Source organism: Pseudomonas lini, assembly GCF_001042905.1.
GTDB classification, from domain to species: domain Bacteria; phylum Pseudomonadota; class Gammaproteobacteria; order Pseudomonadales; family Pseudomonadaceae; genus Aquipseudomonas; species Aquipseudomonas lini.
Genome location: NZ_JYLB01000003.1, coordinates 102,357 through 122,254 on the forward strand (window position 1 = coordinate 102,357; position 19,898 = coordinate 122,254).

At 58.7% G+C, this 19,898-nt stretch carries 18 protein-coding genes; 9 read left to right on the forward strand and 9 right to left on the reverse strand.

The genetic code is table 11. The features are described from left to right. Positions 1 to 2: 2 nt before the first annotated feature. The 5 genes from tssH to TU81_RS09165 all read left to right on the forward strand — a co-directional run bounded on the left by tssH (position 3) and on the right by TU81_RS09165 (position 6,384). A complete protein-coding gene (gene tssH / locus TU81_RS09145; protein ID WP_048394609.1) occupies positions 3 to 2,546 on the forward strand; it encodes a type VI secretion system ATPase TssH in 2,544 nt (847 codons plus the stop codon). Between the two features lie 100 nt (positions 2,547 to 2,646). Further along, positions 2,647 to 3,129 (forward strand): hypothetical protein, encoded by a 483-nt coding sequence (locus TU81_RS09150; protein ID WP_151152228.1) that lies wholly within the window; start codon positions 2,647 to 2,649, stop codon positions 3,127 to 3,129. A 42-nt stretch (positions 3,130 to 3,171) separates the two neighbouring features. Further along, the gene (locus TU81_RS09155; protein WP_048394612.1) at positions 3,172 to 3,759 is read left to right on the forward strand and encodes a GIY-YIG nuclease family protein; all 588 of its coding nucleotides are present in this window, start codon (positions 3,172 to 3,174) and stop codon (positions 3,757 to 3,759) included. 58 nt (positions 3,760 to 3,817) lie between these two features. Continuing rightward, positions 3,818 to 5,827 carry a type VI secretion system Vgr family protein gene (gene tssI / locus TU81_RS09160; RefSeq protein WP_048394614.1) on the forward strand — a complete coding sequence of 670 codons (2,010 nt, stop codon included), beginning with the start codon at positions 3,818 to 3,820 and terminating at the stop codon, positions 5,825 to 5,827. Between the two features lie 14 nt (positions 5,828 to 5,841). Continuing rightward, positions 5,842 to 6,384: a toxin-antitoxin system YwqK family antitoxin gene (locus TU81_RS09165; protein WP_048394616.1), complete on the forward strand. Its 543-nt coding sequence runs from the start codon at positions 5,842 to 5,844 to the stop codon at positions 6,382 to 6,384. A gap of 206 nt (positions 6,385 to 6,590) precedes the next feature. Here the strand turns inward: TU81_RS09165 and TU81_RS09170 are convergent, their stop codons facing one another. Next, the gene (locus TU81_RS09170) at positions 6,591 to 6,986 is read right to left on the reverse strand and encodes a DUF4280 domain-containing protein (RefSeq protein ID WP_018929674.1); all 396 of its coding nucleotides are present in this window, start codon (positions 6,984 to 6,986) and stop codon (positions 6,591 to 6,593) included. Positions 6,987 to 7,176: 190 nt separating this feature from the next. On the opposite strand from TU81_RS09170, the gene TU81_RS09175 reads away from it, so the two are divergent. Beyond that, positions 7,177 to 8,244 (forward strand): phosphotransferase family protein, encoded by a 1,068-nt coding sequence (locus tag TU81_RS09175; protein ID WP_048394620.1) that lies wholly within the window; start codon positions 7,177 to 7,179, stop codon positions 8,242 to 8,244. 26 nt (positions 8,245 to 8,270) lie between these two features. After that, positions 8,271 to 9,038: an SDR family oxidoreductase gene (locus TU81_RS09180; protein ID WP_008009686.1), complete on the forward strand. Its 768-nt coding sequence runs from the start codon at positions 8,271 to 8,273 to the stop codon at positions 9,036 to 9,038. A 54-nt stretch (positions 9,039 to 9,092) separates the two neighbouring features. On the opposite strand, the gene TU81_RS09185 is transcribed toward TU81_RS09180, so the two are convergent. Then, on the reverse strand, positions 9,093 to 9,689 hold the full coding sequence (locus tag TU81_RS09185; RefSeq protein ID WP_038984157.1) for a hypothetical protein: 597 nt from the start codon (positions 9,687 to 9,689) through the stop codon (positions 9,093 to 9,095). Then, the gene (locus TU81_RS09190; RefSeq protein WP_038984158.1) at positions 9,689 to 10,096 is read right to left on the reverse strand and encodes a hypothetical protein; all 408 of its coding nucleotides are present in this window, start codon (positions 10,094 to 10,096) and stop codon (positions 9,689 to 9,691) included. Before TU81_RS09190 ends, TU81_RS09185 begins: the two co-directional genes overlap by 1 nt. Positions 10,097 to 10,414: 318 nt before the next feature. Between TU81_RS09190 and TU81_RS09195 the strand changes: the two genes are divergently transcribed. After that, positions 10,415 to 11,530, forward strand: coding sequence for a Gfo/Idh/MocA family protein (locus tag TU81_RS09195; protein ID WP_038984159.1), 1,116 nt, complete (start codon positions 10,415 to 10,417; stop codon positions 11,528 to 11,530). Positions 11,531 to 11,950: 420 nt separating this feature from the next. On the opposite strand, the gene TU81_RS09200 is transcribed toward TU81_RS09195, so the two are convergent. Both TU81_RS09200 and TU81_RS09205 read right to left on the reverse strand, forming a co-directional pair. Then, the gene (locus TU81_RS09200) at positions 11,951 to 12,199 is read right to left on the reverse strand and encodes a DUF1652 domain-containing protein (RefSeq protein WP_038984160.1); all 249 of its coding nucleotides are present in this window, start codon (positions 12,197 to 12,199) and stop codon (positions 11,951 to 11,953) included. Positions 12,200 to 12,393: 194 nt separating this feature from the next. Next, positions 12,394 to 13,893: a helix-turn-helix transcriptional regulator gene (locus TU81_RS09205; protein ID WP_048394622.1), complete on the reverse strand. Its 1,500-nt coding sequence runs from the start codon at positions 13,891 to 13,893 to the stop codon at positions 12,394 to 12,396. A gap of 338 nt (positions 13,894 to 14,231) precedes the next feature. Between TU81_RS09205 and TU81_RS09210 the strand changes: the two genes are divergently transcribed. Further along, positions 14,232 to 14,690 carry an REP-associated tyrosine transposase gene (locus TU81_RS09210; RefSeq protein ID WP_038984162.1) on the forward strand — a complete coding sequence of 153 codons (459 nt, stop codon included), beginning with the start codon at positions 14,232 to 14,234 and terminating at the stop codon, positions 14,688 to 14,690. Positions 14,691 to 15,185: 495 nt separating this feature from the next. Here TU81_RS09210 and sigJ read toward each other — a convergent pair whose 3' ends face one another. From sigJ to TU81_RS09230, 4 genes are all read right to left on the reverse strand, one after another. Continuing rightward, positions 15,186 to 16,079 carry an RNA polymerase sigma factor SigJ gene (sigJ, locus tag TU81_RS09215; RefSeq protein ID WP_048394624.1) on the reverse strand — a complete coding sequence of 298 codons (894 nt, stop codon included), beginning with the start codon at positions 16,077 to 16,079 and terminating at the stop codon, positions 15,186 to 15,188. 3 nt (positions 16,080 to 16,082) lie between these two features. Next, a complete protein-coding gene (locus TU81_RS09220; RefSeq protein ID WP_038984164.1) occupies positions 16,083 to 16,517 on the reverse strand; it encodes a carboxymuconolactone decarboxylase family protein in 435 nt (144 codons plus the stop codon). A 158-nt stretch (positions 16,518 to 16,675) separates the two neighbouring features. After that, the gene (locus tag TU81_RS09225) at positions 16,676 to 17,959 is read right to left on the reverse strand and encodes a Zn-dependent hydrolase (protein ID WP_038984165.1); all 1,284 of its coding nucleotides are present in this window, start codon (positions 17,957 to 17,959) and stop codon (positions 16,676 to 16,678) included. Between the two features lie 137 nt (positions 17,960 to 18,096). After that, positions 18,097 to 19,581 (reverse strand): NCS1 family nucleobase:cation symporter-1, encoded by a 1,485-nt coding sequence (locus TU81_RS09230; protein WP_048394626.1) that lies wholly within the window; start codon positions 19,579 to 19,581, stop codon positions 18,097 to 18,099. Positions 19,582 to 19,898: the final 317 nt, after the last annotated feature.

Genomic DNA, 19,898 nt, shown 5'->3' on the forward strand with positions numbered 1-19,898 from the left:
ACATGGAACTGGCCAGCCTGATCGGACGCCTCAACCCGGACAACCGCCGCGCCCTCGAACGGGCCGCGCAACGCTGCCTGCAACGGGGTCATCATTACGTCGAAATCGAGCACCTGCTGCTTGAGCTGCTGGACATCGAGGGCGGTGATTTCGCCTACCTGCTGCCGCGCTTTGGCCTGGAACGCGATGCCCTCACGGCGGAAATCAACAAGGCCCTGGAACTGTTCAAATCCGGCAGCACCCGCACCCCGGCGCTCTCGGCGCAAACCATCGGCCTGCTCGAAGACGCGGTGGTTCAGGCCAGTGTGCTCGGTCTCGACAGCATCCGTTCCGGCTTGCTGCTGCTGGCCTTGCTCGATCGCGATGAACGCCGCAGCCTGCTGCTCAACAGCGCCTCGTCGCTGTTGAAAATTCCCCGGGAAGCATTGCGCAGCAATCTGCTGGAGTGGACCGAAAACTCACGCGAACACGTCGGCGGCACACGACCTGTTAATGCCGGCAAACCGCAGCCGAAACAGGATACGGTGCTCGATCAGTTCACCCAAGACCTGACCGCCGACGCCCATGCCGGGCGCATCGACCCCATCGTCGGCCGCGACGGCGAGATTCGTCAGTGCATCGACATCCTGCTCAGGCGTCGGCAGAACAATCCCATTCTGGTTGGCGCGCCGGGCGTGGGCAAGACGGCAGTGGTCGAAGGCCTGGCCCTGCGCATTGCCGCTGGCGATGTACCGCCGTCGCTGCAGGAAGTCAGCCTGCGGGTACTCGACCTCGGGTTGTTGCAGGCCGGTGCCGGGGTTAAAGGCGAGTTCGAGCAGCGGCTCAAAGGTGTGATCGACGCGGTACGCAGCGCCGACAAACCGATCATTCTATTCATCGACGAAGCCCACACCCTGATTGGCGCTGGCGGCGCGGAAGGCGGCAGCGACGCGGCCAACCTGCTCAAACCGGCGCTGGCCCGTGGCGAGTTGCGCACCCTCGCCGCCACCACGTGGCTTGAGTACAAAAAATACTTTGAGAAAGACCCGGCACTGGCGAGGCGTTTTCAACTGGTGCAAGTCGAGGAACCGGACGAAACCACTGCCGTGGAAATGCTCCGTGGCGTGGCCGCGAAACTGGAACAGCATCATGGTGTGCAGGTGCTGGACGCGGCGATCCACGAAGCAGTGAAGCTGTCCCACCGCTACATCTCCGGGCGTCAGTTGCCGGACAAAGCTATCAGCGTGCTCGACACCGCTTGTGCCCGGGTCGCCCTCGGCCAGCACGACGTGCCGCCACCGCTGGAAAGCCTGCGCCATCGCCAACAAAGCCTCAAAGACGAAGTCGAACGCCTGCGTCGCGAACAAGCCACCGGGCTCGATCACCGTGAACGCATCACCCTGCTGGAAACCGAATCCGTCGGTAACGTGCAAGCCATTCGCGACCTGGAAATCCGCTGGAACGAAGAGCGGATCGCCGTGCGCGAACTGCTGGAAACCCGCCGCGAGCTACTCACCTTGAGCGAACGCGCCGACAACGACAAACCGGACGAAGCCACCGACAGTCGCATCGATCATCTGGCCGCCGAACTGGTACGACTCGAGGCCGGTCTGGACGCCATTCGCCAAGACGATCCACTGGTGCCGGAACAGGTCGACGCCAAAACCGTGGCCGCCGTGATCGCCGGCTGGACCGGCATCCCGGTGGGCAAGATGCTCGCCGACGAAGCCCACGCCGTACGCACCCTCGGCCAGCGCATGGGCCAGCGGGTCATGGGCCAAAGCACCGCGCTGAACACCATCGCCCAACGCCTGCAAGCCTACCGCGCCGGCCTCACCGACCCGCAAAAACCGGTCGGCGTATTCCTGCTGGTCGGCCCCACCGGCGTGGGCAAAACCGAGACTGCCTACGCCCTGGCCGACGCGCTCTACGGCGGCGAACGCAACCTGATCAGCATCAACCTCTCGGAATACCAGGAAGCCCACACCGTCAGCCAACTCAAAGGCGCCCCGCCCGGCTACGTCGGCTACGGCAGCGGTGGCGTGCTCACCGAAGCGGTGCGGCGCAAACCTTATTCGGTGGTGTTGTTGGATGAAATCGAAAAGGCTCACCCGGATGTGCTCGAAGCCTTTTACAACGTCTTCGACAAAGGCGTCATGGAAGACGGCACCGGGTTGGTGGTGGATTTCAAAAACACTGTGATGTTGGCCACCAGCAACGTCGGGGCTGAGTTGCTGCTCGACACACCGACCGCGCACCTGGGCACTGATGCGGTCAATGAAGCGCTGCATAAAGTGCTACTGAAAGCGTTTCGGCCAGCGTTTCTGGCGCGTATGACGGTGGTGGCGTATCGGCCGCTGGATGAGGTGACGCTGGAAGGGATTGTGTTGGCGAAGCTGGAGAAATTGCGCGGACGGTATAAGGCCGCGACCGGGAAGCAGTTTGAGTTCGATGCAGGGATTGTGCAGGCGGTGTTGGCCAAGTGCAGTGCGGCGGGTGCGAGGGATGTTGAGAATGTGTTGATGACCCAAGTGACGGGGAAACTGGCGGAGTGGGTGTTGGAGTAACGCCCTTGCTCACTCCAGGGATTTGGCTTTCGAAATCAAGGACGTATCAGTCGTGATAAAAATCGCAGCAGTTTCATATACAACCTCCGAAGTTATTAACATGATCAAAGTTGACCCAACCAATAAGTGGAGTAAAGAATATGCCTACTACCTCACAAAAATCAGCAACTCGGGAGGTGGAAATTTCCTGACCTACACCGCACTCATCGCCAAACTCGGGGAATATTGCGAAGCTGGAAAGTCCGACCACAAGTACAGCCAGTTTTTTATCACCGGCCCCACTGCAAACTCTGCTCTGCATCAGGCTGCCGTCAGCAGAGGCAGTATTGCTGCCACCGATCGCGCGCCCGTCAACCTTCTGATGACGACCGGAGCTGTCGGCGTTGGTGTCACCAACAAATCGGTCCATTCCACCGACCCGGAAACAGGGCGTGCAAAAGGTCGTGGAGTCGTTGTTCATGAGTACTACATAAACGGTGCCTCTGGACGAAGAGTTACTGCGAGAACAGAGTCCGGAAAAACAACTTATTACTACTCCAGCAGCCATGCGGAAAACACATACAAATATGCACTGCTGACGTAGCCAACCACCTCCACTTACAGAAACTGAATGACAGGAGGAACAATGGGAAACGTACATTTCAATTTGAACAACTCCGCGCATCTTGGAGGGATGGCGCCGCCCCCTGTGCCCGGCGGAGGTTTTGGCAACGCACTTTTGCCAGGTGCGATGTTTGGTATGGCGGGAACTTACATTATTGTCAATTCCAACTCCAACAACCGCTACATCGGTATCGCCAACGATATAGGGACACGCTTTAACACCCGTCTGGCCACCATAACGGAGACAGGTTTTTTACCAGCCGAAATGGCCAGAATCGGCGTCACTTGGGGGACAACCACCTGCCAGAATACCCCTCCAGTATTTGGAGTCGCCCCGGCTCCGGTGATTGCAGTGCCTGCCCCTCCTGCTGCGTTCAACGCATTGATTGATGGTGCCGCAGTCAATCTGGAGCGTTTGCTCATTCGTTTTGTCATTACACAGCTAGGCGCTGGCGGCACCGTTTCCAACAACGCCATGGCCGTGGCTCCGTATGCCAACCCCACCGCCAATCCAATTACCGTTCGCCTGACTTGGGGCGCCATGGGTGGCCTGTATATGGCCGGCTTTCATCAGGCGGTATGGAATGTCGGGATGTTCAACGCATGGTGACAGCGCAAAACCACACCCTATCTCTCTGACTCATTGATCGCTAACCAAGGCCGTTTCGATGACCCGCACCACCGACAGCAACACTACCCTTTCCCTCACCGCCGCCTCGTTGTCGGCGTTATACCCTGAGTCGCTGTCCGGCGAAGAAACCCTCAATACACTGGGCACGCAAACCCTCAACGGCCTCAACGACGGTGCAGCCTTCACCCTGTCCATCGCCATTGCCACTCACGTCACGACCACCCTGCACAACGATGCCCTGACCCGCCCGTTCGACGCGCTGGTCGCGGAAATCCGCCAACTCCCGGCCGATGCCACCGCTGAACGCTATCAACTGGTGTTACGCCCGTGGCTCTGGTGGCTGACCCTGGCCAGCAACAACCGCGTGTTCCAAAACCTCAGCACCTCAGACATCGTCACCACGATTTTCAAGGCTCATGGTTTTACCGATTTCCTGCTGAAGCTCAGCGGCAGTTACACCCCACGCGAATACTGCGTGCAGTACGGCGAAACCGATTTCGTTTTCGTTTCGCGGTTGCTGGAAGAAGAAGGAATCTTCTGGTTTTTCACCCACGAGGCTGGCAAGCACACGCTGGTGCTGGGAGACAGCAACGATGCTTTCGTGCCGATCCCCAATGGGCCAAAAGTGAGCTACCTCGGCCAGCAGTTGGGTGAGCGAGAACTGCACGGTATTCGCTCCGGACAGGTCTGCGTGCAAGCGGTGGCCGGGGTGTATCAGGCGACGGATTACGAGTTCACCACGCCGACCACTTCACTCTACAGCCAGGCCGAAGCAGTCGCCGGGCCGCGGTCGATGTACGAGCACCCGGGCAGCTACAACGCCAAAGCGCGGGGCGATGCGCTGACCAAGCAGCGAGTCGATGGATTGCGCAGTCAGGAGAAGCGCTTTGTCGGTGAAAGCGATTGCCGCTGGCTGGTGCCGGGGCACTGGTTCACTCTCGCAGGGCACGATGATTCGACGTTAAATATCGATTGGGTGGTGACGGCGGTGACTCACGAAGCCAGCCATGACAGTTATCGCAATCGCTTCGAAGCCATCCCCAAGACCACACCTTACCGCCCGGCGAGAACCACACTGAAGCCGCGAATGCACACGCAAACGGCGATTGTGGTCGGCAAATCGGGCGAAGAAATCTGGACCGACGAATACGGCCGGATCAAGTTGCAGTTCCCGTGGGATCGCGATGGCAAGAACGACGAAGCCAGTTCCTGCTGGGTGCGGGTCGTGTTGCCCTGGAGCGGCAAGGGTTTCGGCATGCAGTTCGTACCGCGCATCGGCCAGGAAGTCATCGTGACGTTTATCGATGGTGATCCCGATCGGCCGCTGGTGACCGGTTGCGTCTACAACGGTGACAACGCCCTGCCCTATGCGCTGCCGGCGAATCAGACCCAATCCGGGATCAAGACCCAATCGTCCAAGGGCGGCGGTGGTTTCAACGAGCTGCGCTTCGAGGACAAGAAGGACGCCGAAGAGGTGTTTCTCCAGGCGCAGAAAGATCTGAAGATCAACGTGCTCAACGACACCACCGCCACTGTCGGCCACGACGAAACCCTGACCGTACAGAACGCCCGTACGCGCACGGTGAAAGAAGGCGACGAGACCGTGACCCTGGAGAAAGGCAAACGCAGCGTGACCATCCAGACTGGCAGTGACAATCTCGATGTGAAGGACAGTCGCACGGTGACCGTCGGCGCAGACCAGACCCACAGCACCGGTGGCAACTACACGCACAAGGTCACCGGTGATTACAGCCTGACGGTGGACGGCAATCTGACCATCAAAGTGACTGGCACCCTGACCCTGCAAAGTGGCGGCAGTTTCACAATCAAGAGTGGCGCGGATCTGGCGGCCGAGGCCAGCACCTCGATCAGCCAGAAGGCCGGCACCTCCCTGAGCAATCAGGCCGGTACCTCGTTGGAGAACAAGGCCGGCACGACAATGACCAACGATGCCGGGATCAGCCTGACCAACAAGGCCGCCGCTTCACAGACCGTGGATGGCGGCGGCATGCTGACCATCAAGGGTGGTCTGGTGCAGGTCAACTGACACAAGGAGAACCCATGCCCATCACGCCGCTGGACTTGCAGCAGAACGATAAACAGCTCAAAGGTCGCTTGCTCGATGGCCAACTCGACGGTGCGTTGCACATCAAGGATGACGGGCGCGCGCAGGCTGATTTGCACTACAGCCAGGGCGAGCTGCAAGGCACTACCCTGCTCTATCACCCTAACGGCAAGGTCTCGGCGCAGCTGCCGTTTGTTCGTGACAAGCTGCAGGGGATCGCCAGTTTTTATGCGCCGCAAGGCTGGCTGCAGCGCAAGGCGACTTACCGCCGAGGGCTGCTGCATGGCGAGGCGTTCAATTACTTTCCCGATGGGCAACTGGCGGAGGCCGAGTTCTACCGCGATGGCGTGCGCGAGGGCCGGTATCAGCGCTTTCATCCCAACGGCAAACCCGCCGTCGAGGCTCGATATCTCAATGGTCAGTTGCTGGAGCCGGAACAGGGTTTTGCTGCCGATGGTCGACCGCTGGATACCGAGGGCAAGCCGATTTCGAGGGTGCGCTGGTGGTTCAGGCGCTGGAGTGATCCCGAGCAGGCCTGAGATTGCTTTGTTCCCTGCGTCGGCATCGTGCCGAAAAAAACCGCGACGGATGCGATCCCCTGTAGGAGCTGCCGCAGGCTGCGATCTTTTGATTTTGTTTTTTAAGATCAAGATCAAAAGATCGCAGCCTGCGGCAGCTCCTACGGGGGTTGCGTACACCGCAAATCACGGGTGTACATGGACGGAGAGGATGTTCCGATCAGCCGTCAGGGAATCAGCATCTGCATTTGTCCAGGCATCACAATCTTGATCACTCCGGCCCAATTGCACATCAGGGTGCTGTTGGCGTCGATGGCCGGCATACCGCCCAGCAGCAGGGTCGGTGCACCGCCGGGAATCCACGGGGTGGCGGTGGCCGGGATGCATGGCATCGGCGTGAGCACGCCAAGCGCGGCGGCGGTGGCGGCCGCGACCATCGGGTTGGCCATGCTCATGCACGTGCCGAACGGCATGACGTTCACTAGCGGAATGTGGTCCATGATGTTCGCCGCCGGCATGCCCCCGGTCATTGTACGGTTCACCGGCAGCACGTTGAGTACCGCTGGCGCGGCACCGAAACTGCATTGCAGGGTCGCGGTGGCGCAAACTTGCGGACAGCCCATGTCGAATCTCCTTCCTGGGAGCGGCGCTCCCCTGAAACCATAGTCCGCCGAGCCTGTTCGTGCACATCAGGAACGCTGATTATCCGGCAACACGCTAACCTATAAGACCGTGCCGCGCTTGTGGCCACCCCGGCGCACCATTAGATTAGCCAATGATGTCTGGCCTCCAAAATAAGCAGAAGGGATAAGCATGGCGCTTACTGACCAGTCCACCCGTATCCGCTCCGGCGAAGAACTCGATGCCAGCCTGATCGATCCGTACCTCAAGGCGCACATTCCGGGCCTGAGCGGCTTACCGAAAATCAGCCAGTTTCCGGGCGGTGCGTCGAACCTGACATACCTGCTGGAATACCCCGAACAGGAATTCGTCCTGCGTCGACCACCGTTCGGCCACAAGGCCAAGTCTGCCCATGACATGGGCCGCGAATTTCGTATCCTCAATCAGCTGCGGGACGGCTTTCCCTATTGCCCCAAAGCCTATGTGCACTGCACCGACGAGTCAGTGATCGGCGCCGAGTTCTATGTGATGGAACGGGTCAAGGGCATCATCCTGCGCTCCGAACTGCCGCCAGAACTGGGCCTTGATTCAGCGAAGACCGAAAGCCTGTGCAAAAGCTTCATCGACAAGTTCGTGGAACTGCACCAGGTCGACTACAAGGCCTATGGCCTGGGCGACCTCGGCAAACCCGAAGGTTATGTCGCGCGGCAAATCAAAGGCTGGAGCGAGCGCTACGAAAAAGCCCTGACCCCGGATGCGCCGAAGTGGGAAGTGGTCAAGGCCTGGCTCAACGACAAGATGCCGGCCGATCACCCGACGTCAAGCATCGTCCATAACGATTACCGCTTCGACAACGTGATCCTCGACCCCGAGAATCCGATGCAGATCATCGGCGTGCTCGATTGGGAACTGACCACCCTCGGCGACCCGCTGATGGACTTGGGCAACACCCTAGCCTACTGGATCGAAGCCGACGACCCGGCGCCGGTGCAACTGATGCGCCGCCAGCCAAGCCACGCTCCCGGCATGCTGACCCGCCGTGAATTCGTCGATTACTACGCCGAGCGCGCCGGCATCCAGATCGACAACTTCGACTTCTACTACACCTACGGCCTGTTCCGTCTGGCCGGCATCGTGCAGCAGATCTACTACCGATTCTTCCATGGTCAGACCCAGGACAAACGCTTCGCGCAGTTCATTCACATGAACAAACTGCTGGAGCAGATGAGCCTGCAAGTCATCCAGAAATCCACCCTCTGATCGCGGCCCCATAACTAGGAAAAATCATGTCCAAGACTCAGTTGTTCGACCTCGACGGCAAGATCGCTTTCGTCTCCGGCGCCAGCCGTGGCATCGGTGAAGCCATCGCCAAACTGCTGGCGCAGCAAGGTGCCCACGTCATCGTTTCGAGCCGCAAACTTGATGGCTGCCAGCACGTCGCCGACGCGATCATCGCCGCTGGCGGCAAGGCCACCGCCGTCGCCTGCCACATCGGTGAGATGGAGCAGATCACCCAAGTCTTCGCCGGCATCCGCGAACAGTTCGGGCGCCTGGACATTCTGGTCAATAACGCGGCGACCAACCCGCAGTTCTGCAACGTACTGGATACCGACCTCAGCGCCTTCCAGAAAACCGTCGACGTGAACATTCGCGGCTATTTCTTCATGTCGGTGGAAGCCGGCAAGCTGATGCGCGAACACGGTGGCGGCAGCATCATCAACGTCGCCTCGATCAATGGTATTTCGCCGGGGATTTTCCAGGGCATCTACTCGGTGACCAAGGCAGCGGTGATCAACATGACCAAAGTCTTCGCCAAGGAATGTGCGCAGTTTGGGATCCGCTGCAACGCCCTGCTGCCGGGCCTGACCGACACCAAGTTTGCTTCGGCGCTGGTGAAAAACGACGCTATCCTGAAAACCGCGCTGCAGCAGATTCCGCTCAAGCGTGTGGCGGATCCGAGCGAAATGGCCGGTGCGGTGTTGTATCTGGCGAGTGATGCGTCGAGCTACACGACTGGGGTTTCGTTGAATGTGGATGGTGGTTTTCTGTCCTGATTCGATTCACCAGAGACACAAAAGGCAGCCTCAGGGCTGCCTTTGGTAACGACACTATTCACTCCGCACAAACTCAACCGGCTTCCCGGTCAAATCCAGAACTCTGAAATAGCCCTTGATGCTCTTTACGTTACGGATCGCCAGCTGAACATGAGTTTCATGCATAAAGTCCGTACCTGGATAAAGTCGTTCGCCCTCCCAGAATGGTGAACGAACAGAATCATATGCAGGTGCCTCCGTAAATTCCCGGAAGGTATGCAAGGCATCAATGACTTGGCAATCCAAACGACGTAGGTACGGATTATTCGTCTTAAGAAGTTGACCGCCCTCTTCTTTTGAGGCGGCTTCAAGCCAGAGGTAGGTCTGACGGATTTCACGCAATGCACTCTCCGTTGTGAAATCCAGGCAACGACCCAAGTCAATCACGGCCCCAATCACAAATGGATTTTTGATAGAGCTCCGCTTTTGTGCATTAGTCGCAAAGCTCAGCGCGCGCTGTGGGTTGTTTTCCCAAAAATAGGCGCCACGACCAAGCCAATCATAGTCATTAGTGCTATCGAGGAGCGTTGCTTCGCCAGCCAGTACACGCTCGCCAATTTCTCGCTCGCACCCATGGAAACCAAGAACAAACGAAGGAGAAATGCAATACATCAGCGAGCCTTGCCTTCCCCATTCACACGTTTGAAAAACTCCCGAACCTTGTTGGGATCCTTGAGCATTTCAGTGGCATATTCATCGATACGCACCGAAGCACAAGTGGCGGCTGATATCTTGGTGCCGTTAGAACCGACCATTACCCAGCCAGTCTCAGTCGATGTTTTGTTTCCTTCGCTATGCATACTGAGCATCACTCCTGATCCACTTTTTGCAACCGCTGCTGCGATAAGTCCGTATGTCTTCTCGGAATTTACAGTACTGGCACGACCGCTAACGATTTTGCCGTTCGTTAGCCGGACGATGCCGCCGTGCTGGAATCCCGCAAAATCGCGCACAGCCTTAGCTTCGTGACGATCACCATCAACGAAAACATAGGTCGTTTTTTCGAAATCCTTCGACATAGCCACCTCTATTTGAGCTTTGTTGCATTGCTCAAATTTGATTAGTTAGTGGCCAATATAGTCTGCGGTGTACATCCCGTCATCAAAGCCCGCGATTTGTCGTTGATCTGCGCACATGGAAACGATAGAGACAGGGAGCAAGACGCGCAAGCCAGCGGATTCCGGCGTGGTTGTAGGTAATGTCGTAAGGCGTTGTAGCCATTCCCGCTGCTTCCTGACATCGCACCGAAAGAGAATATTTATTCCATACGATTGCAATTAGCGAATATTTATTCCATAAATAGCCCTCCTGAAAATAAAATCCAAAGGACCCCGGCTATGCGCGAACTCGGTATCGGACTCATCGGCACAGGTTTCATGGGCCGCGCCCATGCCTTGGCCTTTCGCAACGTCAGCGCCGTTTTTGAATTGCCGCTGAAGCTCAAACTCGCCGCCCTAGCCGACGCCGACCCGCAGCGCGCCCGACATTGCGCCGATGCCTGGGGTTTCGAAACAGCCCACAGTGACTGGCAACAGTTGATCAATGACCCCAAGGTCAACCTGATCGCCATCACCACCCCCAACCATTTGCACTACCCCATGGCCATGGCCGCCCTCGCCGCCGGTAAACCGGTGTACTGCGAAAAACCCCTGGCGGTGGATCTGGAACAGGCCAACGCCATGCGTATGGCGGCCAAAGCAGCAGGCGTGGTGACGCGGGTGGGTTACAACTATCAGCACAACCCGATCATCGGCCTGGCCCGTGAACTGATCGAAAATGGTGAGTTGGGGCACATCATCAGTTTCCAGGGTGAATTCAGCGAAGACTTCATGGCCGACTCCGCATCACCCTGGTCATGGCGTTGCGACGCCAATCATGCCGGCGGTGCGTTGGCGGATCTGGGCAGCCATCTGCTGGCCATGGCCCGTTATCTGCTGGGCGATATCGAGTCGGTGTGCGCCGACACCCAGACCGTCCACCGGCAGCGCCCCGCTACCGCTGGCAGTCAGGAGCAACGCACGATCGCGGTGGACGATCAGGTGCATGCACTGCTGCGCTTCGCCAACGGCGCCCGGGGAACGTTCAGCAGCAGTTGGCTCAAGCACGGTTACAAAAATCACCTGAGTTTTGAAATCAGCGGCACTCGCGGCACCCTGGCGTTCGATCAGGAGCGTTTAAATGAACTGCGGATATATCGTGCAGGGCAAGGCGGTTTCCAGCGCCTGCTGGCGGGGCCGGACTTGCCGGGTTATGCCGCTTTCAGCCCGGCACCGGGGCACCAGTTGGGTTACAACGAACTCAAGACGCTAGAAGTGCATGACCTGGTGATGGCACTGACCGGGATCAGTCAGGGGGGAACGGACTTCGAACAGGCGTGGGAAGTCGAACGGCTCGCGACCGCGATTCGCCTGGCGGCCAGGGAATCACGTTGGGTCGGGATCGAGGAAGTCTGAGCCGACCACACCCGCCAGTGGCACAGAGGGCCACTGGCGGTATACCGAAACGCCATTACGTTGCAGCCTTGTCAGGCCTACTGAGTCACGCAACGGGTCAGGGTCGTGGTCCGGGTCACCTGCCCTTCCGCCCTCATATCCCCCAGCACATCGGTATTTTCGGAGGTCTGACAGGTACGAACCGGCGGCGGTGGCGGCTCAGCAGGGGGCGGAGGCGGCGGACTGGCGCAACCACCGAGAATCGCTGCACAGAGTGCGAACGACAGTGGCGAAAAAACGCGCTTCCCAAGAGTGTTCATAGGCTGACCCGCGATAAGTGATCGACACCTATGTGTGACAACAAAACATCCGCACAAAATCCATGGACCGGTTGCGTACAGCGAAAATCACGGTGATGACCCATTGCTGGCAAGCCAGCGCCTACAAAGCATTGGACCGATTCAGACCAATGCTCTCAAGCTCATACCGCAACTCTTCAATCAACGCCGCCATTGCCTCTGGCGTCCTGAGCATCGCCACGCTCAACCCACTGACCACCAGATCCACCTGCCCCGTCGCCGGGTGATAAAGCTTCACCGTCAACGAATTATCCCCCGTGAGCGCACACTCACAGGCCAACGGCGAAAAACTCCGTTCCAGTTGCATACGCAATTGCGTCAGATGAATCATCCCGATTCACCTTGGCGACGACGCAAAATCGACCCCATGCTTGATCTGTTCGCACCCATGTGACTGTTCCTTCTAGCTGCATCGAAGTGGACGCGATACCGACCCGAAGCCACGTATCGCACCCTGACAGCCTAGAAAAACCAGCACCCGGGCAACACATCAAATTGCACCATCTCAACTAGTGCATTTGCATCTTAACGTTGCCCCTTGGGCCGCCTCTCGCTGGAGAACAGACCCCGCTCGCGAGCCCATACAATCGCCTCACTGCGGCTGTGCACGTCGAGCTTGGAATACACCGTCGAGACATGATTGCGCACCGTATTAGGCGCCAGTTTCAGGCGCGCGGCGATGTCCTTGTCGGCGAGGCCTTCACAAATCAGGCCAAGCACATCGCGCTCCCGGGCGGTCAGGTCGGTGAATGACACACTAGGCAATTGCGGCGAATTGACGTTCTTCACGTTGGCGAGTTTTTCGATCAGCGTGCGGCTAAACCAGGAAGCGTCTTTCATCACCTCTTCAATCGCCGACACCAATTCCAGCTCGGTGCGTTTGCGCTCCGTGATGTCCATCAACACCAGCAGATAACAAGCGCCGTCCTGAATGTTCACAGTGTCCGCCGAGACGGCGCAATCGATCAGCCCGGCATCCTTCCTGCGCACCCGGACATCGATGCGATCCACGCGCCCGGTTTTCTCCAAGGCCGCAAACAGCTGCATGCGAGCGCCCGCGTCATCGATGAAACCCAGTTGCGCCACCGTCTTGCCGAGCACCTCTTCCGAACTGGGGCGCGCGAGAGTATCGAGAAAGGCTTCGTTGACGTCCATCACCACTTGATCGTCGGCGCTGCACACCAGGATCGGCACCGGGGTGAGGCGAAAGGCTTTGGCGAACCGTTCCTCGCTATGGCGCAGGGCGATTTCGGCCTTGTGCCGCAGCTCCATGTCGACGAAGGAAAACAGCATGCAATCTTCGTCGTTGAGCTCAAGCGGTTGCCCGGCAACGATCACCTGTTTGCTGCCACCGTCGGGCAATTGCAGTTCGGCCTGCATCTGCGGAATGGTTGCGCCGTCACGTAAACGCTGCTTGGCCAGGTCCTTGTTTTCCGCGTGCTCCAGCACATCCAGCTCATAGGTCGAAACGCCGATTACCTGATCACGGGCATAGCCGGTCATTTCCAGGAAGCCCTGATTGACTTTGATGTAGCGCAAATCACTGAGACGACAGATCACCGCCGGGGCCGGGTTGGCATTGAAGGTCTTTTCGAAACGCTGCTCGGCGCTGGCCCATTCGGTGACGTCGCTCATGATCAGCACCAACGACTCCGGCTCACCCGCGTGGTCGGCCAACACCATGCTGCGCACGCTGTGAACCCAGGTGCGCTCGTCGTTTTCGACTGGCGTCAATTCAACCAGAACATCACTGAACATCTCGCCACGGGCAACGCGGCTGATTGGATAATTATCCGTCGCTACCGGATGATTGTTGCGATAGCGCAAGGCAAACCGCTTCGCATATTCCTTGGCATTGGCCCCCAGCTCACCGATCCGGTTGACACCGTGCATGGTCAGCGCGGCGTCATTGGCCCACAGGATCGTCTGGTCGAGCTCAAGCAGAATCACCCCGTCGGACAGCCCGGCGATGATCTGCTGCAACTGGCGGCGATTGGTTTCGGTGGTCAGGACGTCCTGGCTCATTGGATCTCCACGGTTGCGGCGGCGCCGTTACGCGCTGCCCTGTGAAGATTACGACCGCGGGGGTTTGCGATAGTGCGTACATCCACGCGATCACGGGTGTACTTGGTCGGTGTAGGAGCTGCCGAAGGCTGCGATCTTTTGATCTTCAGTGGTCCCCAAGAGATCAAGATCAAAGATCGCAGGCTTCGCCAGCTCCTACGGGGGTAGCGTACATCCGTGTGGTCTCCGGTGTACGCCGTCTTCGGGTGCATTCGACATATCCCGAAAACGCTTTCATCCACGCCGCTCGTACTAACGACTAACGTTCATCTGACAACCCACATCAAGGAGGCAAAGGAATGCCTGTCGCTGCAAATGGATGTCGCCTGCGCAAGACTCGATTTTCCGAAGCGGGTCGTATTTATCTGTTGACCGTCGTCGCTCATCAACGAGAGCCGGTGTTCGCAGATTGGCGGATGGGACGGCTTCTGGTCGACCAACTGCGCAGTGCTGATCAAATCTCGACGGTCAACTCCATGGCTTGGGTAGTGATGCCTGATCACCTGCACTGGTTGTTGGAATTGAAACACGGCACGTTGGCCGAGCTGATGTGCCGCATCAAATCCAGGAGCAGCCGTTCGATTAATCTTGTGCGTCGCAGCCAAGGCCGATTATGGCAACGAGGATATTACGATCGGGCTTTGCGGCGCGATGAAGACATCAAGGACGCAGCGCGTTACATCGTCATGAATCCGTTGCGTGCGGGATTGGTGAAACGGGTGGGTGATTATCCGTTGTGGGATGCTATTTGGATTTGAACAATCAAGATCAAAAGATCGCAGGCTTCGCCAGCTCCTACAGGGATTGCGTGCATCCGCATGATCACAGGTGTACTCGGTCAATGTAGGAGCTGCCGAAGGCTGCGATCTTTTCGCCTGACAAATCGGAAGATCAAAAGATCGCAGGCTTCGCCAGCTCCTACGGGGGTAGCGTGTATCTGCCTGATCGCGGGTGTACTCGGTCAATGTAGGAGCTGCCGAAGGCTGCGATCTTTTCGCCTGACAAATCGGAAGATCAAAAGATCGCAGGCTTCGCCAGCTCCTACGGGGGTAGCGTGCATCCGCATGATCACAGGTGTACTCGGTCAATGTAGGAGCTGCCGAAGGCTGCGATCTTTTCGCCTGACAAATCGGAAGATCAAAAGATCGCAGGCTTCGCCAGCTCCTACGGGGGTAGCGTGTATCTGCCTGATCGCGGGTGTACTCGGTCAATGTAGGAGCTGCCGAAGGCTGCGATCTTTTCGGGTCGATGCATTACCGCACGTCCAACCCCGTCTCCAACCCCGCCAACTTGTCCGGATTACGCATGATGAAAATCCGGTTCACCCGCCCTGCCTTGTCAAAGTCGAAGGTCATCGATGCGGTGATGACGCCATCGGCCTTGATGATCACGCCTTGACCGCCGTTGATTTGCGTGGGTAACCATTCGTACGTCTGCCAGTAGGCATGAAGCGACTGACCGATGAAATCCAGCACGCTGTTGATGCCGAACAGGGTTTCGCGGATGGCCGAGGCCTTGCCGCCGCCGTCGGCGCAGAGCTCGACGTCTTCGGCCAGCAGCGCAGTCAGGGACGCGGTTGAGCCGCTGGCGATGGCGCTGTGGAACGCGTTCAGCAACTGGTCCTGACGCGCGGGTTCCGGCTGATAGCGGATTTGCCCGCTACCCAGGCCGGCCTTGGCCCGGGATACCAATTTGCGGCAAGCCGCTTCCTGGACTCCGATCGCCTCGGCCACTTGCGCGTAATCCATGTCGAAGATTTCGTAGAGCAGGTACGCGGCGCGTTCCTTGGGGGTCAGCCGTTCCAGCAAGAGCAGGAACGCGGTGGACAATGACGAGGCCAGTTCATGCATGTGTTCGGGTGAATGCTGATGGGTGGTGTGAATCGGCTCCGGCAGCCAGGTGCCGATATAGTCGACCCGTGACGTGTGCGCCGAACGCAACAGGTCGATGCAGTGCCGGGTGCAGGCCGTGGTGAGCCAGGCGGCTGGCGTGGTGATGGAGGCCCGGTCGGCCTCCAGCCATTTGATGAACAGCTCTTGCACCACATCCTCGGCTTCGGTGCGCGAGCTGAGAATGCGATACGCCAGACCGAGCAAAAAGGGCCGGCGCTGTTCGAACACAGCGGCGGCGTTTTCAGCGGAGTTCATCGATCAGTGCCTCGACACCTGCAAACGGTTCCACAGGTTGATCATGCCGATCTCGGCCGTCAAGGCACCGATCTGAGCATCGTTGAAATGCTCGCGCAAGTCGCCGCGCAGGCTGGCGTAATCGGTCTTTTCGTCGAGGATGGTCAGGGCTTCGGTCCAGGCCAGGGCGGCGCGTTCCGAGGCACTGAAATCGCTGACATGGCGCCAGACGATCAGGCGGTCCAGGCGCTCGTTGGTTTCATTGGCTTCGCGCGCCTCGCGGGTGTGCATCTTCACGCAGAAACCGCATTGGTTGATCTGCGAGGCACGCAGGTGCAGCAGGTGTTTGAGGGTCGGGTCCAGGTCATGACTGTCGAGGGTGACATGGACTTGGGTCAAGCTCTCGAAAACCTGAGGGATGGATTGCAGCAGGTTGACCGGTTGGGTGTTGGACGACATCGTGTTGCTCCGCTAATTGAGGGGTTCAACAGGATGACGATTGAGGATTCCGGTTTGTGACGTGGGGACGTTTTTAATAGGTAAAAAGCGAAAGATCGCAGCCTTCGGCGGCGCCCACAGGCGCGTAGGAGCTGCCGAAGGCTGCGATCTTTTGATCTTCAGGCCGCAAGTTCTCCGCTGGCAATCGAATCCGAAGCCGCCAGCATCGCCCGCAACAACACCGCACACCCTGCGGCCAGGTCATCCGGCGCGGCGTTTTCGATTTCGTTGTGGCTGATGCCGCCTTCGCAAGGCACGAAGATCATCCCGGCCGGGCCGAGTTCGGCGAGGAAGATCGCGTCGTGCCCTGCCCCGCTGACGATGTCCATGTGCGACAAACCCAACCCTTGGGCGGCGCCGCGTACCGCTTCGACGCAGCCCTTGTCGAAGTACAGCGGCGGGAAGTCGGCGGTGGGTGTCAGTTCGAACGTCAGGCCGTGTTCCTCGCAGGTGGTTTCGATGACTTCGCGAACTTCGGCGATCATCGAGTCCAGACGAGCCGGCTCCAGATGACGGAAATCCAGGGTCATGCGCACTTCGCCGGGAATCACGTTGCGCGAGCCGGGGTAGGCTTGCAGGCAGCCGACGGTGCCGCAGGCGTGGGGTTGATGGCCGAGGGCGGCGCGATTGACCGCGCCGACGATTACCGAAGCGCCGACCAGAGCATCCTTGCGCAGGTGCATCGGTGTCGGGCCGGCGTGGGCTTCGACGCCACGCAGTTTCAGGTCGAACCATTTCTGCCCGAGGGCGCCCATCACCACGCCGATGGTTTTGCGCTCGTCCTCAAGAATCGGGCCCTGCTCGATGTGGGCTTCGAAATAGGCGCCAACGGCATGGCCACTGACCTTGCGCGGGCCAGCGTAGCCAATGGCGTTCAAAGCTTCGCCGACGGTCACGCCTTCGGCATCGACTTTGGCCAAGGTTTCTTCGAGGGTGAATTTTTCCGCGAACACGCCGGAACCCATCATGCAGGGGGCAAAGCGCGAGCCTTCTTCGTTGGTCCAGACCACCACTTCCAGCGGCGCTTCGGTTTCCACGCCCAAGTCATTGAGGGTGCGCAAGACTTCGACCCCGGCCAGCACGCCGAAGCAGCCGTCGAACTTGCCGCCGGTGGGTTGAGTATCGATGTGGCTGCCGGTCATCACCGGGGGCAGGTTCGGGTTGCGCCCCGGACGGCGAGCGAAGATGTTGCCGACAGCGTCGATGCTGACGGTGCAGCCGGCTTCCTCGCACCAGTTCACGAAGATGTCCCGGGCCTGGCGGTCGAGGTCGGTCAGGGCCAGCCGGCAGACGCCGCCCTTGACCGTGGCACCGAGTTTGGCCAGGTCCATGAGCGACTGCCACAGACGGTCGCGATTGATGTGCTGATGGGTGGACTGCAGAACGTCTATGGCAGCGTTCATGGTGATCTCCTCAGTTTTTCTTCTGATAGTTCCCACGCTCCGCGTGGGAATTCATCCATGGACGCTCTGCGTCCGCTTCTGGGACGCGGAGCGTCCCGGACTACATTCCCACGCAGTGCGTGGGAACGATCAATTGCTCACACCGCAGTTTTCACGGCAGTAGGACTCGGCCGCATCGCACTCAACCCGTAATAAATCAGCCCACCAAGGACTGAGCCGGTGAACCAGCCGTAGCTGTAGAACCAGCTGAACGCATCGCTGCCCAGCGACAGCAGCGTCAACGCCACCGGCACGCCGAACGCGATAAAGCCAAACCAGTTCCACGCCGGGTAAACGTCATCGCGGTAAAGTCCGGCCAGATCCAGTTGCTGTTTCTTGATCAGGAAATAGTCCACGACCATGATCCCGGCAATCGGCCCCAACAGGCTCGAATAGCCCAGCAACCAGTTGGAATACACCGTCTCCAGGCTCAGATCCGAAACGATCAGCCCCAGCTTCTTCAACAGTTCATGGGCCATCAGCGCCAACCCGACCAGCCCCGTGAGGATTACCGCTTTGGTGCGGTTGATGATCTTGGGCGCGACGTTCTGGAAGTCGTTGGTCGGCGAAACAATGTTGGCCGCGGTGTTGGTCGACAATGTGGCGATGATGATCAGTGCCATGGCCAGGGCGACCCAGACCGGGCTCTGGATATGACCAATCAACGTGACCGGATCGGAAACAGTGACGCCCACCAGTTTTACCGAAGCGGCCGTCATCACCACACCGAGGGAGGCGAACAGGAACATGGTCAGAGGCAAGCCGATAATCTGCCCGATGATCTGGTCCTTCTGGCTTTTCGCGTAGCGGCTGAAGTCCGGAATGTTCAGCGACAACGTGGCCCAAAAGCCGACCATGGCGGTCAGTCCGGCGGCAAAGTAACTGACCACACTGGCCCCTTCCGGACGCTTGGCCGGGATCGCCATCAATTCGCTCATCGATACGTTCGGCATCGCCCATACCAGCAGCCCCACGCCCACCAGTACCAGCAACGGTGCCGAGAGGGTTTCCAGCCATTTGATCGAGTCCGCGCCGCGAATCACCACCCACAGGTTCAAGGCCCAGAACACCATGAAGCCGATCACTTCACCGGTGCCGCCGAGGGCTTTCCAGTCATCGAACACCGACCCGAGAAACAGGTGAATCGCCAACCCGCCGAACATGGTCTGGATGCCGAACCAGCCACACGCCACCAGGGCACGGATCAGGCACGGAATGTTCGAACCGAGGATGCCAAAGGATGAGCGCAGTAACACCGGAAATGGAATGCCGTACTTGGTGCCGGGAAAGGCGTTCAGGGTCAGCGGGATCAGTACGATGATGTTGGCGAACAGAATCGCCAGCAGCGCTTCGCCGACGCTCAGGCCGAAATAAGCGGTGAGCACGCCGCCGAGGGTGTAGGTCGGTACGCAGATCGCCATGCCGACCCACAGCGCGGTGATGTGCCATTTGTTCCAGGTTCGTTCGTGCACCTTGGTCGGTGCCATGTCGTGGTTGTAACGGGGGCTGTCGAGGACGTCGCTGCCGGCTTCTAGCTCAAACAAGCCGTCGCGCTCGGTCACTTGCGATCTGATCTGTTGCATGGCCGCTCCACTGTTCTTTTGATTATTTTTGCTCATCGGGGGCTGGCGCGAGTGCGCTAGCCGGACGATGGCCGGAGAAACTGACAACTTTTACGGACCGGCCAAGGTGTCAGCGGCGGCATCAATAAACGTGCCGGGTGCCCCGCTTACGCATCGGGCAGTGCCATAAAGTTTCGCTAACCAACTGATGTTAATCAGCTTTATTTATCCAACTATTGAATCCGCGGTGAGTTGCCATGCCACTCAGGCCGAATGTCAGGCAAGTTGTCCGAACAGTCAGGACTCAATCTGGTGCGTCGATCTTTTTTGAAAGATTG

Excerpts from the sequence above, each read along its gene's own strand:
- TU81_RS09180 (WP_008009686.1), top strand. The coding sequence starts at position 8,271 with ATGTCCAAGACTCAGTTGTTCGACCTCGACGGCAAGATCGCTTTCGTC.
- tssI (WP_048394614.1), top strand. The coding sequence starts at position 3,818 with ATGACCCGCACCACCGACAGCAACACTACCCTTTCCCTCACCGCCGCC.
- TU81_RS09205 (WP_048394622.1), bottom strand. The coding sequence starts at position 13,893 with ATGAGCCAGGACGTCCTGACCACCGAAACCAATCGCCGCCAGTTGCAG.
- TU81_RS09200 (WP_038984160.1), bottom strand. The coding sequence starts at position 12,199 with ATGATTCATCTGACGCAATTGCGTATGCAACTGGAACGGAGTTTTTCG.
- TU81_RS09230 (WP_048394626.1), bottom strand. The coding sequence starts at position 19,581 with ATGCAACAGATCAGATCGCAAGTGACCGAGCGCGACGGCTTGTTTGAG.
- TU81_RS09165 (WP_048394616.1), top strand. The coding sequence starts at position 5,842 with ATGCCCATCACGCCGCTGGACTTGCAGCAGAACGATAAACAGCTCAAA.
- TU81_RS09170 (WP_018929674.1), bottom strand. The coding sequence starts at position 6,986 with ATGGGCTGTCCGCAAGTTTGCGCCACCGCGACCCTGCAATGCAGTTTC.
- TU81_RS09195 (WP_038984159.1), top strand. The coding sequence starts at position 10,415 with ATGCGCGAACTCGGTATCGGACTCATCGGCACAGGTTTCATGGGCCGC.
- TU81_RS09185 (WP_038984157.1), bottom strand. The coding sequence starts at position 9,689 with ATGTATTGCATTTCTCCTTCGTTTGTTCTTGGTTTCCATGGGTGCGAG.
- TU81_RS09220 (WP_038984164.1), bottom strand. The coding sequence starts at position 16,517 with ATGTCGTCCAACACCCAACCGGTCAACCTGCTGCAATCCATCCCTCAG.
- tssH (WP_048394609.1), top strand. The coding sequence starts at position 3 with ATGGAACTGGCCAGCCTGATCGGACGCCTCAACCCGGACAACCGCCGC.
- TU81_RS09190 (WP_038984158.1), bottom strand. The coding sequence starts at position 10,096 with ATGTCGAAGGATTTCGAAAAAACGACCTATGTTTTCGTTGATGGTGAT.
- TU81_RS09175 (WP_048394620.1), top strand. The coding sequence starts at position 7,177 with ATGGCGCTTACTGACCAGTCCACCCGTATCCGCTCCGGCGAAGAACTC.
- TU81_RS09150 (WP_151152228.1), top strand. The coding sequence starts at position 2,647 with ATGATCAAAGTTGACCCAACCAATAAGTGGAGTAAAGAATATGCCTAC.
- TU81_RS09210 (WP_038984162.1), top strand. The coding sequence starts at position 14,232 with ATGCCTGTCGCTGCAAATGGATGTCGCCTGCGCAAGACTCGATTTTCC.
- sigJ (WP_048394624.1), bottom strand. The coding sequence starts at position 16,079 with ATGAACTCCGCTGAAAACGCCGCCGCTGTGTTCGAACAGCGCCGGCCC.
- TU81_RS09155 (WP_048394612.1), top strand. The coding sequence starts at position 3,172 with ATGGGAAACGTACATTTCAATTTGAACAACTCCGCGCATCTTGGAGGG.
- TU81_RS09225 (WP_038984165.1), bottom strand. The coding sequence starts at position 17,959 with ATGAACGCTGCCATAGACGTTCTGCAGTCCACCCATCAGCACATCAAT.